Origin of the sequence: Robbsia andropogonis (genome assembly GCF_000970345.1) — a bacterium.
GTDB classification, from domain to species: domain Bacteria; phylum Pseudomonadota; class Gammaproteobacteria; order Burkholderiales; family Burkholderiaceae; genus Robbsia; species Robbsia andropogonis.
The window spans coordinates 192,747-206,704 of record NZ_LAQU01000004.1 but is presented as its reverse complement, the minus strand read 5'-3'; the positions used below and the strand labels follow the sequence as shown (position 1 = coordinate 206,704).

Sequence of the window (13,958 nt, the reverse complement as noted above, 5' to 3'; positions counted from 1 at the left end):
GAACACGACCACCTGGAGGGTATCAGCGCATGTACGCCACACCGCCGGGACCACCGACGGGTGCGGAAACACGGATATTGCTGCGCACGCCGTTCTGTTCGACGACGACGTGATCCGCGTAGACTTCGCGAAGGACCGTCTGGTTGTCGATGGCCTGGTTCAGACCGATCGCACGGCCAACCGCGCCGTTCTCGCTGATGATGGCCGCTGCGCCGCGACCCACGCCCAGCGACAATACACCGGCCACGCGCAGACGCGTCTGCTGCTGTGCATCACCCCCGAACAGTTGCGCGGCCGCCTGGACGGACGGCGGCGCTTCCACTGTGGCGGCGTCATCGGGCGCCTGTCGCGACGCGGTCAGTTTCACGGTCCAATAAGTGGCGCTCGCGCAAAACAGCGCGCAGGCGGCCAAGGTAACGAGGGGCATCAGGAGTCGGTTCATGAATGGCATTCTACGGTCAAAATCATGACGGCAAATACGATGTGCCTGCAGAGGGAGGAAATTTCGGAATGCTAGCTCGAATGAATCGCTTTTTTGTGTCACCGGCGCATCGCGCCGTTCCGGATTCAATGATAGACGTGGAAGTTGGCACGGCGACGGATGCCGGGCGTTCCGTTCGTCTTATTCAGCTTACGGGTCTGCGAAAGGTTCAGGCAGCGCGTGCGGTCGCGGCGGGAGCCCGTGCCCGACGCCCTGGCCGGCTGGCGCGCGGTTTCACGCTGATCGAAGTGATGGTGGTCATCGCCATCATCGGCATCCTGGCAACGTTGATCGTGCCGAAAATCATGAATCGTCCTGATCAGGCGCGTCGGGTGGCGGCAACGCAGGATATTGCCACGCTGATGCAATCGCTGAAACTCTATCGCCTGGACAACGGCCGTTATCCGACGACCGAGCAGGGCCTGCGTGCGCTGATCGCCAAGCCCAGCACGGACCCGGTGCCGAACAACTGGAAGGACGGCGGTTACCTGGAACGATTGCCGAACGATCCCTGGGGTAATCCTTACCAATACCTGAACCCGGGTGTCCACGGTGAAGTGGATGTGTTCAGCTATGGCGCGGATGGCAAACCAGGCGGCGAGGGGAATGACGCCGATATCGGTTCGTGGCAGTGAACGCCTGTCTCGACTCCCGTTACTGATCGATCCGGTCAAGGCAGACTCGCGTGCGCGCCCGTGGCTTTACATTGCTCGAAATGCTGATGGTGCTGGTGATCGGCGGGCTGCTGGTCGGCCTCGCATCACTGTCGCTGTCGCATAACGCGCACGGTGCGCTGGACGAGCAGGGTCAGCGTCTGGCGCTGGCTTTCGAGACGGCGGGCGATGAAGCGCAATTGCGCAACGCTCCCATCAACTGGGAACCGGTCAATGGTGGCTATCGTTTTTCGGTTCGCGAAGGCCGCCGCTGGCGTGCGTTGAATGACGACGTGTTGGGCGGCGCGCGGTGGATGACGGGCGTCACCGGGGTGGCAATCCGTTATCCCGGCGTATCACAAGCGGTCGGAACACTGCAATTCAGCACCGAAAGCATTGGTGACGCGGTCAGTGTCACGCTTTATTCGGACAATGGCGCGGTGACGATTTCGACAAACGGTGACGGACATTTCGTGGTCCGTAATGGGGCACTTTGATGGGGTGCATTGCATCCACGCGTCGCGCGTCGTGCAGTGGGTCGCCGGCCCGCAAGGGACGCGGCAGGCGCGCGCGTGCCGCATTCGCCGCCGGCTTCACGTTGATCGAAGTGCTGGTGGCGTTGGCGATTATCGCGGTGGGTCTGGTCGCGGCGCTGCGCGCAGTGGGCAGCGTGGCCACGAACACCGCGGCGCTCCATGCACGATTGCTGGCCGGGTGGAGCGCCGACAACACGATCACCCAGTTGCATTTGCAACGCGCGTGGCCATCATTCGGTACGACATCGACGCCTTGTCCGCAGGGCGGACTGGCATTGGTGTGCGATATGACGGTGACACCCACGCCCAATCCGGGTTTTCGGCGGGTAGAAGTGTCGGTTCGCAGCGCGGTGACGGGAAAAACGATGTTGGCCGATCTGGTGACGGTGGTGGCGGATGAAACGCACAGACCGCTCTAATAGGTTCTCCGGCCGACGCAACGGCGTCTCCATGGCGAGCAAGGCTCCGCCTGTGGCCGGCTTCACGCTGATCGAATTGCTGGTGGCCATCGCGCTGTTGGCCGTGGTGGCATTACTGAGTTGGCGGGGGTTTGACCAGATCGTCCGGGGTCGGCAGATCGTGGTGGCGGCGATGGCTGACGAGCGGGCCATCGCGCGCGCATTCGATCAGGTTGGCTACGATGCCCGTGCGGCGGCCAGCGACGACGATGCGCAAGGCAGCGCGATAACGCTGCAACGCGATGGTTTCACGATCGTGCGTTATCTGCTGCGACCGGAACAGCCGCAACGTTTGCAGGTCATCGTGTACGCGGTGCGGGACGGTAATCTGGTGCGCCGCGCCTCCGCGCCGATTGGTACGGTGGGAGCGTTGCGACAAGCGCTATCAGGTGAGGGCAACCAGGGCGACTGGGGCGAAGTGGTGCTGCTGCCGCAGGTGCAGGGTTTGCAGGCGGCTGTCTGGCTGGAGGCGCAGGGATGGACCAGGTCGCAGCAAGAGGTGGCCGCGGAGGTGACCCGTGCGCAGCGTGCGCTACGCGATCCGGCGACGAGCGCCGCACCGCTGGACCGTGCCGCGGAGGGGTTGCAACTGACGCTGACGACGAAGGGCGGCGGCGTGCGCCGATATGAACGCGACTATCTGGTGGCGCAATGAGAGCACACCCGATGATGATGCGATCAACTGGACGATGCGCGTTTTGTCGGCCGCGCGCCGCGCGCGCGCGGGGCGCGGCGCTGATCACGGCGCTACTGGTGACCACACTGGCGGCGGTGCTGGTCTCAGGATTGTTGTGGCGACAGCAGGTGGAGATCCGTCGGGTGGAGAACCAGCGCGAGGCGGCGCAAGCGCGGTGGGTTTCGCGCGGAGTGTTCGATTGGGCGCGACTGATCTTGCGCACGCAGGCGGACGCGTTGCCGGTGACCTATCTAGGTGGTGCCTGGAGCGTGCCGATCGCGCCGACGCGCCTCTCGGACTTTCTCGGCAAGATCGGCATTGCCCGGGCGGAGCAAGGCGCGTCCACCTGGTTGTCGGGTGGCGTGGTGGATGCCCAGTCGCGTTTCAACCTGCGCAACCTGGTCAATTCGAAGCCGGCGACGGGATTGCAGGTGAATCCGCAGGCGCAGATGCAGTTTCAGAAGCTGTTGTCGTTGTTGGGCTTGAGCAGTGATCTGGCACCGCCCGCCGCGCAGTATGTGCTGACGACGTTGCTCTCGTCCGTGACGAAAGGACAGCAGGCGCAGACGGGCGACGTGGCGTCGGATGCACTGGCAGCGGCTCAGTCCGATGGCGATGCGGTAAGCCGTGAGAGTGGCTTGACGAACACGCCCGGCATGAGCGCCGGAGACGTCGCAACGCAGATGACGCGACCGATTCAGTTGCACGACGTCGACGATCTGGTTGCCGTGCCCGGTTTTACGCCGGCGGTCATCGCTCGATTGCGGCCGTTTGTCACGATCCTGCCCGTGCCGACGCAGATCAACCTGAACACGGCCGGTCCGGAGGTGATCGCCGCGGCGCTGCCGGCATTGTCGTTGACCGCGGCGCAGGCGATGATCACCACGCGCGACCAGGCGTTCTTTATCAACCTGGGCGATGCGCAGACGCGGCTGGCGCGCTTCATGACGACGGGGGAGACGTTGGATGGACAATTTTTCGATGTCACCACGCACTACTTTGAAATCCACGCGCGCATCACGCATGAACGCGCCGTGGTGGACCGCGTGGCGCTGGTATATCGCGATCCGCGCACCCATTCAACACGCATCATACGGGTGCAAGATGCGCGGCAATGAAGAACTGGAGAGTGTGTGAGCACATTGACCGTATTGATTCCGCCGCGTGATGCGGTGGACAGCGCGGAGGACGGTGCGGTACCTGGCACGTCCGGCACGGCGAATGGACCGGACGCATCCGCGGCCGGCGGCTTGCGATATGTCCTGATGGACCGGCGCGGCGCGTTGCTGCAATCGGGCAGCGCGCCGCTGCACCTACTGCCGGTGGCGCAGATGACCTGCCTCGTTCTCGCCGCCCGCGACGTCTTGCTCGTGGATGCTCCGGTCCCGCCGCTGCATGGCGTGCGCATGCAGCAAGCGCTGCCGAACATTATCGAAGATTGGCTGCTGCCGGACACCGCGCCGGTACATCTTGTCGTTGGTCCCCTGCCCGGTGCCGGTCCGGCGTTGGCTGGCGGCACGCGCCGGCGTGGCTTCGCGGCGCGTCGCCCGCGTCTGGCCGAGTTGGGCAAGGCGGCCTCCGTGCGTACCGTGGCCGCCGTCGATCGAAACTGGCTGCGCAGTCTGCTCGACCGGTTCACCGCCGCCGGGCATAAGGTGTTGCGGGTCGTGCCGATGACGGGATGTCTGCCGCTGCCAACGCTCACGGACCGGACGTCCGCAGGCGCTGGCGGTACGCCTGTCGAGGCATTGGAGGGCGTTGTTGACCGCACGGGGGCACCGGTGTCGGTGTTGATCGATATCGCACCGGGCGTCGCATCGACACCCGGTGCGCCGGATGACGCTCACGATGAGGTCGTCGAAGTGACGCTGCGACGCCGGCCTTCGTTCGACGGCGAACGGGTCGATGTGGTGGACACCGAATCGAATGCCTTAGTGACGTCGGCGGCCAGCGCGGGTCTCGCCGATGCTGCCATTTCCGCCGAGTCGACCGTTGACGGGCGTGATGTCGTGCTATTGCCGGACGGCGCGGGCGGTGACGAGGGCAAGGCGATCGATGGCACCGGTTTGCAAGGACACGGGGGCGCGGCGGACAAGCTTGCGGAGACCGCGCACGCGCAGGCACTGACGGAGGCCAGTGGCCGGGCGCGAATCGATACCGACAATCGCGTGGACACCGAGGCGGAGACCGTTGACGCGGCAACGGCTCATCGCCTGTGTGGCGAAGGTTTGCGCATCGCGGTTGCGGATATGGCGACAACGCTGGATATGATCGCGCCAAACCGCGTGTCGTACTACCTGGCCAGTGCGCCCGACGGCCAATCAGCGTCAACGCTTGCGCCGGCATTGCGCGCCGGGGCGCGGCCGTTCACGATGGAACAACTGGCGTTGGCAGCGCAGCGTTGCCCGATCGATCTGTGTCAGTTCGAATTCGCGCCCAAGGGTTTCCGTCTCTCTGGCGAGACGTGGCGGCAAGTGCGTTGGCCGGTCTTGCTGGTGGCGGCGAGCATCCTGGTCTGCGTCATCGGCGTGAACCTGCGGTGGATGCAATTGGTCCACCAGCGTAACGCGGTGCAAGCGGCGATGACCGAGCGGCTCTTGTCCACATTCCCGTCGACGACGGTCGTACTCGATCCAGTCGTGCAGATGACGCGCTCGCTCGATGCCTTGCGCGTGGCGGCCGGGGAGTTGTCTCCCAATGATTTCTTGATGCTGACCAACGGATTGTCGCTTTCCATGGGGGGTATTTCGCCGAATGCCATTGCCACGATGAAGTATGACAACGGCAACTTGGAGGTGATCTTCCGCGGCGATGCGTCGGTGGATCAAGGGCTGCGCGAGCGTCTGTCGCGGCAGGGTTTGGAGGCCACGACAGAGACACGGCCGGACGGTCAGCATTGGACGATCAGGAGCCGGCGATGAGTACGTTGCAGATGATGGTCATGGCGTGGTGGGCGCAGCGACAGCCGCGTGAGCGCCGGCTATTGTCGATTGGCGCCGTGGTGGTGTTGATCGCCCTGTTCTACCAGGTGCTGATCGCGCCGGCGGTGGAGGGGATCGGACGGATAGAAGCAAGCTTGCCGGGCCTGCAACGCCAGCTCGGGCAGATGCAGGCGCAGGCGCTCATCGCGCAGCGGCTCTCGAGCGGGGCCCAGGGTGTGGCGCCAACTGGCGATGCGTTGCAAACCGGGTTGACCGCGGCACTGACCGACGCCGGACTGGGTGATGCCTCCGCGGTGGCGCCAGCCGGCAATGGCGTTCGCGTGACGGTAAAACAGGTCTCGTTTGCGGCGCTGGTGCGTTGGCTCGACCAGATGCGCACCCAGTTGAAGGTCAAGGTGGCCGATGCGCAGGTCACGCCGGTGCGCGCGCCCGACGGCGCCATCGATGGTCGGGTCGACGCCGTGGTGACGTTGGAAGGCCAGCGAGGCAGTAGTGGTGGCGGCCAATACGGCGGTGACGGTGGTGGCGGGAGGGTGGCGCGATGACGTTGATGCGCGGCCGTCGCGTGGCGGTCGATGCGACCGCGATACGACCCACTCGCACGAAGTGGGCGGGCATCCATCGACGTGACCCGCTCGACAGCCCGCCGTGGGGAGATCGGCCGCCCATATGGTGCATGGCGTTCATCGCGGTAGTGACGGTGGTGCTGACGATCCTGGTGCTGCTGCCCGCCGCCTGGGTGACGCCGCTCTGCGCGCGCTACACGCAGGGGCGCGTAGCATTGGTCGACGTGACCGGTTCGCTGTGGCGCGGGTCCGCGGTCCTGGTGCTTGCGCCCGGTGGCTTGCCGGATGCGTCGCTGCCCGCCGGATCCGACGATGTCATGGCGCCCGGGAGTGCCGCCTTGAAGGCGGCGCGCTTGCCTTATCGCGTACTGTGGCATGCGGCGTTCTGGCCCTTGTTCGCCGGCGAGGTCCGGTTGGACGTGCGGGAAGATAGCCCGCTGTCCCAGAATGTCCGAATCGTGGCCGGGATGAATGGCGTGACGGTCCACGCCGGTGGTATCGCGGTGCCGGTCAGCTTGCTGAATGGGCTGGGCGCACCCTTCAACACGCTGGATTTGCAAGGTGAAACGCGTCTGGAATGGACGGACTGGCGTTTGTTACGAACCGGTGCCTACGGTCAGATGACGGTGCTCCTGGATAACATGTCTTCCAGTATTTCGCGCGTCCGTCCGCTTGGTAGCTATCGGGTGCATCTGCAGGCAACGGGGAACGGTGTGCGGCTACAGTTGGCGACGGAGACGGGGCCGCTTTTCCTCAGTGGCAGCGGTGAAGGTAACGGGGAAGGCTTCCAGTTTACGGGGCAAGCCCGCGCGGAAGGTCCCGCGCAGGCAAACCTGGTGTCGGGCCTGCTACCCTTGTTGGGACCAAAAATCGAATCGAACACCGTTGCCTTGCGCTTCCCCTGACATATTCACCTCCCGACCTCGCCGGCCTTTCTCGCCCAAAAGGGGCGGGTGCGCCGTATCTTCTTGAAATCTTTGGAAATGCAAGGAGATGCGGCGAACAACGCCGTCCTCGCGCGGATGCGGCGATAATCAAGGGTGGCGTGAAATGCGAAGGAAGGGGCTATGAGAATGGATGTCCGCGGACCATCGTCGTCTTTGCTGGCGCTATGCGCCGCATTGGTCATGGCGGGTGCCTTGGGTGGATGTGCGGTGGGACCGAATTACAAGACGCCGGCGATGGCCGTGCCGGCCGCCTTCAAGGAGGCGCCGCCGGGCTGGAAAGTTGCGCAGCCGGCCGATCATGATCCGCGCGGTGCATGGTGGGAAGTGTTCGGTGACCCAACGCTCAACGCGCTGATCGAGAAAGCGAACCAGGCGAACCAATCGATCGCGGAATACGAAGCCGCCTACCGCCAGGCCACCGCGCTGGTTGCTCAGGCGCGCAGCAGTTATTTCCCGACGATCAGCCTTAACGGCAGCGAGACCCGGTCTGGCTATGGCAGCGTCGCATCGGGTACGGGTCAACCCAGCGTCTCGACCAGCTATTCCGCGAAGCTGGACGCATCGTGGGAGCCGGACCTGTGGGGCAGCGTACGGCGCAAGGTGGCGTCGGAACGCGCCAGCGCGCAAAACGCCCAGGCCAATCTCGCGAATGCCCGCCTCTCGGTCCAGGGGACGCTGGCGGAAGACTACTTCCAGTTGCGCGCGCTCGATTCGGCGCAGACGTTGTATGACGACACCGTCCGCAGTTACCAGGACTACTTGAAGTTGACCCAGAACCGCTATGCACAGGGCGTGGCGGGCCGTTCCGATGTCCTGCAGGCGCAGACGCAGTTGCAAAACGCGCAGGCGTCCGCGGTGGACAATCAGGTCGACCGTGCCCAGTACGAGCACGCGATCGCGGTGCTGGTGGGAGAGCCTGCCTCGGTCTTCTCGCTCGCCGCCGCGCCATTGCAGTCCGTGCCGCCGACGATTCCGCTCGCCTTGCCGTCGACGCTCCTCGAGCGACGCCCCGATGTGGCCGCGGCGGAACGTAGTGCCGCTGCCGCGAACGAACAGATCGGCATCTATCAAGCGGCTTTTTTCCCGACGCTGACCTTGTCCGCCACGGGCGGCTTTGCCAGCAGTATGTTCTCGAACTGGTTGACCGCACCCGCGCGGATGTGGACGATCGGCCCGCAGTTGGCCGCCACCTTGTTCGATGGGGGCTTGCGACGCGCCGAGGTAGCCGGGGCGCGTGCTGCGTACGACCAGGCCGCCGCGACCTACCGCGCAACGGTGCTGAGCGCGTTCCAGGACGTCGAGGACAATCTCTCAAGCCTGCGAATCCTGGCGAACGAAGCCGCCATCGACCAGCAAGCCGTGGTGTCTGCTCAGCAGTCGTTGACCGTCACGACGAACGGTTACAAGGCCGGTACGAATCAATACCTGGACGTACTGACCGCGCAGGCGACGTTGCTGTCGACGCAGCGTAGCCTGATCGATGTCAATGGGCGACGCATGGTCGCCGCGGCGGGTCTGATCAAGGCGTTGGGCGGCGGATGGGAAGGACTGTCTGCACCGGTTGACCAGAACGGCGAGCCGGTCGTCGCGGCGGCCGGTCCAGTTCAGAATAGTGCCGGAAAATCCCCTGTTCATTGAATGTGATGCGACATGATGCGTGCCGTGCCGCCGGCTCAGCCTGCGGTGACATTCAGCGTCTTGCCGAAGCGGTGAACGAAGGTATCGAAGTCGATATCGTCGGCCGCTTCGATGTGCTGTTGTTTCTCTATCGACGCTAGCGCCAGTGCATCCAGCGCGGCGGCGCACGCCGCATCCAACGGTACGTTCATGAACAGGGCCGCGTGTGCCTGGCTTTGCCGCAGGCCGAATGCGGCGTAACTGCCGGCCGTCCGCACGGCGTCCAGCACGCGTGCCGACGGTAGCGTTTCGGGACTCGCCAGGATCTGCCGTTGCCGCTGCAACGCGGCGACGTGGGACAGCCCGCCGCGGTGCTGGCCCGCATCGTCCAGCAGCGCGGCCGTCACGCCGATCTGATCCAGTAATGCCTCCGCCCAGCCTTGCAGCGTCACCGTTTCCCCGGAGCGCTGCAATTGCTTGCCCGGACGGCGACCATCGCGCGCGACGGCCAGGAAGTTGGCATCCGCCTCGCGCTGCAATGCCTCGTCGTCGGGGCTATCTTCCAGCGCACACATGACGAGGAAGGCATCGAGGAAGCGCGTCGTGCTTTCGTCGATGCCGATCGGATCGTAGGGATTGAGGTCCAGGCAGCGTATCTCGATATATTGAATGCCTGCCCGCGACAAGGCGTGGACGACACGTTCGCCTTCGGCGCCAACGCGCTTCGGGCGCACGGTGGCGTACAGCTCGTTTTCGATCTGCAGGAGGTTCGTGTTCAACTGAATCCATTTCCCATCGCGATGCGTGCCAATGGCGGCATACGGCGCGTAAGGCGCGGCAATGGCGTCCTCCAGGCCTTGGACATAGCGTGCCAGGGAGACGAAATCCGGGCGGCGTTCTCGCATCGCTTCGTTGTGGTAACCGAGATCGCTCATCCGCAGGCTGGTCGCGTATGGGAGATATAGCGTCTGCTCATCCAGCAACGCCAGGCCGCCCGGATAGGTCCCTTTGTCCACGGCGAGCGTCTGCTGGTTGATGCGTTCGGCGAAGAAGCTGCGATCCAGCGTTGGCGATGCACCGAACAAATAGAGCAGCAGCCAACTGAAGCGCCGATAGTTACGCATCAGGCGGATATAGCCTTCCGACTGCGTGTCGTGCGGTGGCGCTGCGTTATCGGCGACACCGACTAGCGGTGCCCATAGGGCATCAGGCAGTGAAAAGTTGTAATGGATGCCCGCGATGCATTGCATTGCCCTGCCGTAGCGCACCGCCAGCCCTTGGCGATAGACATGCTTGAAGCGGCCCTGGTTCGAGCGACCATAATCTGCGATGGGGATATCGGCATCGCGCGGCAGCACGCCGGGCATCGACAAGTCCCACAACAACTCCCCACCCAGGCGTTGATGGACGAACGCGTGCAGCGTGTGCAACCGCGACAACGCGTTGACCGGATCGGCATCGGGTGGCGTGATGAATTCCAGCAGGGCTTCGGAGTAATCGGTGGTCACTTCCGGATGCGTCAATGCCGCGCCCAATGCGCTGGGATGCGGGGTGCGCGACAGCGTACCGTCGGCCCGCACGCGCAGGCTTTCCTTTTCAATACCTCGTCCGCCTGTCGCCAGCAGTCCCGATCGGGCCGCGTCCTGCAACACGGCAAGCCGCTGCGAATAATCCGATGTGCTCTTGTTCATTCAATGACAACCTTAAGCGGGTCATCCCGGCATGACAGCATCGTGCGGGATCCCTGATTCACCGGGCACTGTATCATTTTGCCGGACCCGCCGCTGACGCCATCCTCGGCGTCCTTCGGACCACGGCATCGCGCCAGATTCTCGTGCCGCGGCCAGCCACCATGGCCAGCGTACAGCGTTGCACTGTGGCTTTGATCCCACAGCAGGCTGCCGCCGGTGATCCGGCGTTGGCATACACGCGATTAAGGCTTATCAGGGTCAACCCTTTTAGAGTTAACCCTCTATCGATTCCATTGCGTCCCGCTTTTGGCGGCACTACATTGAAATCGTCTCCTCTATGTCCTCCTGATATGGATTCCACCCGCCCGATGGCGGGTTTTTTTTGTCTCCGGGAGGGCGCGACCGTCCGCGGCGGACTTTCCAGTCGCGACTGGCACCCGCGGTTGCAGGGGGACGTCGCCAACATCGTTTTGGCGGCCGGCGGCCGCCGTATAATGAATCTGGTTGTGCTTCGGTCAACCGTTTAAAGTGCCTTTATTATCAGCAGGCGGATGCCAGGTCCGTCTTTTTGGGAGAAGCCTCGATGAAGATCGGTAGCATAGTGCGATCCAACCATATCGCGGTTCCCTCCGGCGCGCTTGGCATCATCAAGCGCATCATTGGCGACATGGCGATGGTGACGTGGTACGCAGGGACGCCGGGCGCGTCACGCGAACTCAACACCGAGCCTTTTTTTGTTGCCGACCTGATCGACTCCGGCGACGCGCTGCCGCTGAGTGCCCTGACCTCCCATGCCGCGGCAGGCGGTGCCTTGCACTGAAAGTAAGCGTCCCGCGCAGCCGCACGTGACGTCAACAGGCTGAAGCGGTGCCTGTCCGAAGGGGCAAGCCTCCCGCGGCAGCCGCTTTTCGAGAATGACCGTGCAAGACCCCACTGGCAGGAACGACGTTGACGACGCCTCCGAGGCGCCGTCGATGGGCAAGCCCTACGCCACCCTTAACCCGGACCTTGTGCTCGATGCGATCGAGTCGATCGGCATGCGCGTGGACGGCCGTCTTCTTACCCTGAATAGCTTCGAGAATCGCGTGTATCAGGTGGGCATCGACGATGCGCCACCGGTCATTGCAAAGTTCTACCGCCCGCACCGCTGGTCCGATGCCGCCATCCTGGAGGAACACACTTTCCTGCAGGCGCTGACGGAGGCGGAAATTCCGGCGGTCGCGCCTCTGTGTTTGCCCGAGGGCGATGCAAGCGCCACGACGCTGTGCCGTTATCGCGATTTCCGTTTTTCCGTGTTCCCGCGCCGCGGTGGACGTCCGCCCGAACTGGAGCAGTCCGATACGCTCGAATGGCTAGGCCGGTTCATCGGGAGAATTCACCAGGTCGGCGCCCGGGAACGGTATGTCGAACGCGGCACCATCGATCTGGCGACATACGGCGTCGCATCGCGCGCGTATTTGCACGATAGCGGCATCCTGCCGCCATCTCTGCGAGAGGCGTATTTTGCCATCGTCGATCTGGCGCTGGCGGCGGTTGCGCGCGGCTATGACCGCGCGGGGGACCTGACATCGCTGCGCCTGCACGGTGATTGCCATCCCGGAAATGTCCTGTGGACCGATGCAGGCCCGCATTTCGTCGATTTCGATGACAGTCGCATGGGGCCGGCGATACAGGATTTATGGATGCTGTTGCCCGGTGATCGCGACGGTCAGCGCCGTGCGCTCGGCGACGTGCTGGCAGGCTATGAAGACTTCCGCGATTTCGATCAACGCGAGCTGTACCTGATCGAGCCGCTGCGGACATTACGCTTGATTCACTACAGCGCCTGGCTCGCGCGCCGCTGGGATGATCCCGCGTTTCCCGCTGCCTTCCCCTGGTTCAATACCCAGCGCTACTGGGAGGACCGCATTCTGGAACTCCGCGAACAGGTGGCCTTGATGGATGAAGAACCACTCTGGCCCGTGTGACGGCGAGGCCGGGGATCACGGGCTCATGAGGCATTCGTGGCGAAGCGGACGACAGCCGCCGCTTCCACGGCCCGTATGCGACAATGGTGGCGAAAAATGTCCTGTGCATCGGTATGTTATTTGCCACTTATCCCCATTCTTTCCTAGTCTTATCCCGTAGTTATCCAGTGGTTGAGACTGCGCAAAAGGCCCGTGCTTCGGCCGTCTCATGGTCTATGCAACGCTGATCCTGCATCCCATGTCCGTCATGGCGTGCCAGTTGCAACGCTGCCCTGGAGAGGCGCGGAATGGGCATGTTATCGACACGCTGTCGACAGCTTATCCCTGCCTTTCTCGCGGTGCTATCCACAAGGATATCCACAGGCAGTGCCTTCGAAATGATCGCGCGTTGATCGCGGCGACGGTCGGTGTGCCGTTTCTAGATCAGTGACACTTCTTCCTTCGACGTCGAACGCGTTCCCGGTACGGGGGGATTGCTGATGCCGTGGTAGGTGAACACCAGGGAAAACTTCACGGCGTCGGTGACGTTCTTGCCAGCTGAATGCAGCGTATTACAGTGAAAGAACAGGACATCGCCGGCGGCCAGCGTGGGACAAACCGCACGTGTGATGAGGGAGGCGTTTTCCGCGTTGTTCGGCACGAAGAATTTCGCATCATCGAAACTCTCCGGTGCGAATTGCCGTTGATGTGACCCGGGGATCAACCAGAGCGCGCCATTGCTGGCGGTTTCGTCGCCCAATGCAAGCCAGACCGAAACCAGGTCGTCTCGTGAGAAGGACCAATATCGCGCATCGCGGTGCCAGCCGGTCAGGCTGCCGTACTGCGGGTGCTTTGTCATCAGGCAGTTATGGTGCGCCCGTGAGAGCAATGTCTGCTCGCCAAAATAACCGGTCACCCAACCCGCGATATCGGGGGAGGTTGCAAAGTCGGCGAAAGCCGGCTCGCGGCCATAGGCATCAAGCAGCCGACGCACGGTTTTGCCTCCCGGCGCATCGATGGACGCCGGCGCACCCGGATACTGCAACTGCGCCTCGAGTTCGTGCGGTGCCTTGCCCTCGGCCAGTTGCACTTGCGCTCGCTCCCGCATGGCGGCACAGGTTGCGGGCGGAACGAGGCCGCGCACGATGACGAAACCGTCCTGGCGCAATGCCTCGATTTGTTGAGTCTTCGTTTCTGCTGACATGCACGCAATTTCCTGCTTGGGCACGCCGTGTGTCGACACGGCTTGAGCGATCGTTGCATTGTAAAACCCCGCGCCGCTCCGTGCATCATTTGCCGGTCGAGTGATCAGGACGCGGGGGTTTGAACGCTTCCGGCCCGCCGATGATCGTTCATTAATCGTGATCGCGCCGAGGGAAACGGGTGGTTCATTCGCTTTTCATTGCGGTGACAGGAACAGGGATTGCTGAAGGAGTGGTTCCTTC

14 protein-coding genes are annotated in these 13,958 nt (G+C 63.5%); 11 read left to right on the top strand and 3 right to left on the bottom strand.

All coding sequences use genetic code 11. The features are described 5' to 3' along the window. Positions 1 to 22: 22 nt before the first annotated feature. On the bottom strand, positions 23 to 442 hold the full coding sequence (locus WM40_RS06085; protein ID WP_024904952.1) for a type II secretion system protein N: 420 nt from the start codon (positions 440 to 442) through the stop codon (positions 23 to 25). Between the two features lie 128 nt (positions 443 to 570). Here WM40_RS06085 and gspG point away from each other — a divergent pair, with 128 nt between their 5' ends. From gspG to WM40_RS06040, 9 genes are all read left to right on the top strand, one after another. Further along, positions 571 to 1,116 carry a type II secretion system major pseudopilin GspG gene (gspG, locus tag WM40_RS06080; RefSeq protein WP_082102473.1) on the top strand — a complete coding sequence of 182 codons (546 nt, stop codon included), beginning with the start codon at positions 571 to 573 and terminating at the stop codon, positions 1,114 to 1,116. 50 nt (positions 1,117 to 1,166) lie between these two features. Next, positions 1,167 to 1,631 (top strand): GspH/FimT family pseudopilin, encoded by a 465-nt coding sequence (locus tag WM40_RS06075; protein WP_236693410.1) that lies wholly within the window; start codon positions 1,167 to 1,169, stop codon positions 1,629 to 1,631. Beyond that, complete coding sequence (gspI, locus tag WM40_RS06070; RefSeq protein WP_024904955.1) at positions 1,631 to 2,089, top strand: type II secretion system minor pseudopilin GspI; 459 nt, start codon at positions 1,631 to 1,633, stop codon at positions 2,087 to 2,089. The genes WM40_RS06075 and gspI overlap by 1 nt, the downstream gene beginning before the upstream one ends. A gap of 31 nt (positions 2,090 to 2,120) precedes the next feature. Then, positions 2,121 to 2,783, top strand: coding sequence for a PulJ/GspJ family protein (locus WM40_RS06065; RefSeq protein ID WP_051504637.1), 663 nt, complete (start codon positions 2,121 to 2,123; stop codon positions 2,781 to 2,783). Further along, positions 2,780 to 3,922 (top strand): type II secretion system minor pseudopilin GspK, encoded by a 1,143-nt coding sequence (gene gspK, locus WM40_RS06060; protein ID WP_082102457.1) that lies wholly within the window; start codon positions 2,780 to 2,782, stop codon positions 3,920 to 3,922. The genes WM40_RS06065 and gspK overlap by 4 nt, the downstream gene beginning before the upstream one ends. 15 nt (positions 3,923 to 3,937) lie before the next feature. After that, entirely contained in the window at positions 3,938 to 5,725 is a 1,788-nt protein-coding gene (gene gspL / locus WM40_RS27715; RefSeq protein ID WP_052738188.1) for a type II secretion system protein GspL, read from the top strand. Continuing rightward, positions 5,722 to 6,291: a type II secretion system protein GspM gene (gene gspM, locus WM40_RS06050; protein WP_024904959.1), complete on the top strand. Its 570-nt coding sequence runs from the start codon at positions 5,722 to 5,724 to the stop codon at positions 6,289 to 6,291. Before gspL ends, gspM begins: the two co-directional genes overlap by 4 nt. A 131-nt stretch (positions 6,292 to 6,422) precedes the next feature. Further along, positions 6,423 to 7,217: a type II secretion system protein N gene (gspN, locus tag WM40_RS06045; protein ID WP_046152470.1), complete on the top strand. Its 795-nt coding sequence runs from the start codon at positions 6,423 to 6,425 to the stop codon at positions 7,215 to 7,217. A 162-nt stretch (positions 7,218 to 7,379) separates the two neighbouring features. Further along, positions 7,380 to 8,897, top strand: coding sequence for an efflux transporter outer membrane subunit (locus WM40_RS06040; protein WP_024904961.1), 1,518 nt, complete (start codon positions 7,380 to 7,382; stop codon positions 8,895 to 8,897). Between the two features lie 35 nt (positions 8,898 to 8,932). Here WM40_RS06040 and gshA read toward each other — a convergent pair whose 3' ends face one another. After that, on the bottom strand, positions 8,933 to 10,567 hold the full coding sequence (gene gshA, locus WM40_RS06035; protein WP_046152411.1) for a glutamate--cysteine ligase: 1,635 nt from the start codon (positions 10,565 to 10,567) through the stop codon (positions 8,933 to 8,935). Positions 10,568 to 11,150: 583 nt separating this feature from the next. Here gshA and WM40_RS06030 point away from each other — a divergent pair. Beyond that, the gene (locus tag WM40_RS06030; protein ID WP_024904963.1) at positions 11,151 to 11,387 is read left to right on the top strand and encodes a hypothetical protein; all 237 of its coding nucleotides are present in this window, start codon (positions 11,151 to 11,153) and stop codon (positions 11,385 to 11,387) included. A gap of 94 nt (positions 11,388 to 11,481) precedes the next feature. Then, the gene (locus tag WM40_RS06025) at positions 11,482 to 12,534 is read left to right on the top strand and encodes a serine/threonine protein kinase (RefSeq protein WP_024904964.1); all 1,053 of its coding nucleotides are present in this window, start codon (positions 11,482 to 11,484) and stop codon (positions 12,532 to 12,534) included. Between the two features lie 418 nt (positions 12,535 to 12,952). Here WM40_RS06025 and WM40_RS06015 read toward each other — a convergent pair whose 3' ends face one another. Beyond that, complete coding sequence (locus tag WM40_RS06015; RefSeq protein ID WP_024904966.1) at positions 12,953 to 13,717, bottom strand: phytanoyl-CoA dioxygenase family protein; 765 nt, start codon at positions 13,715 to 13,717, stop codon at positions 12,953 to 12,955. Positions 13,718 to 13,958: the final 241 nt, after the last annotated feature.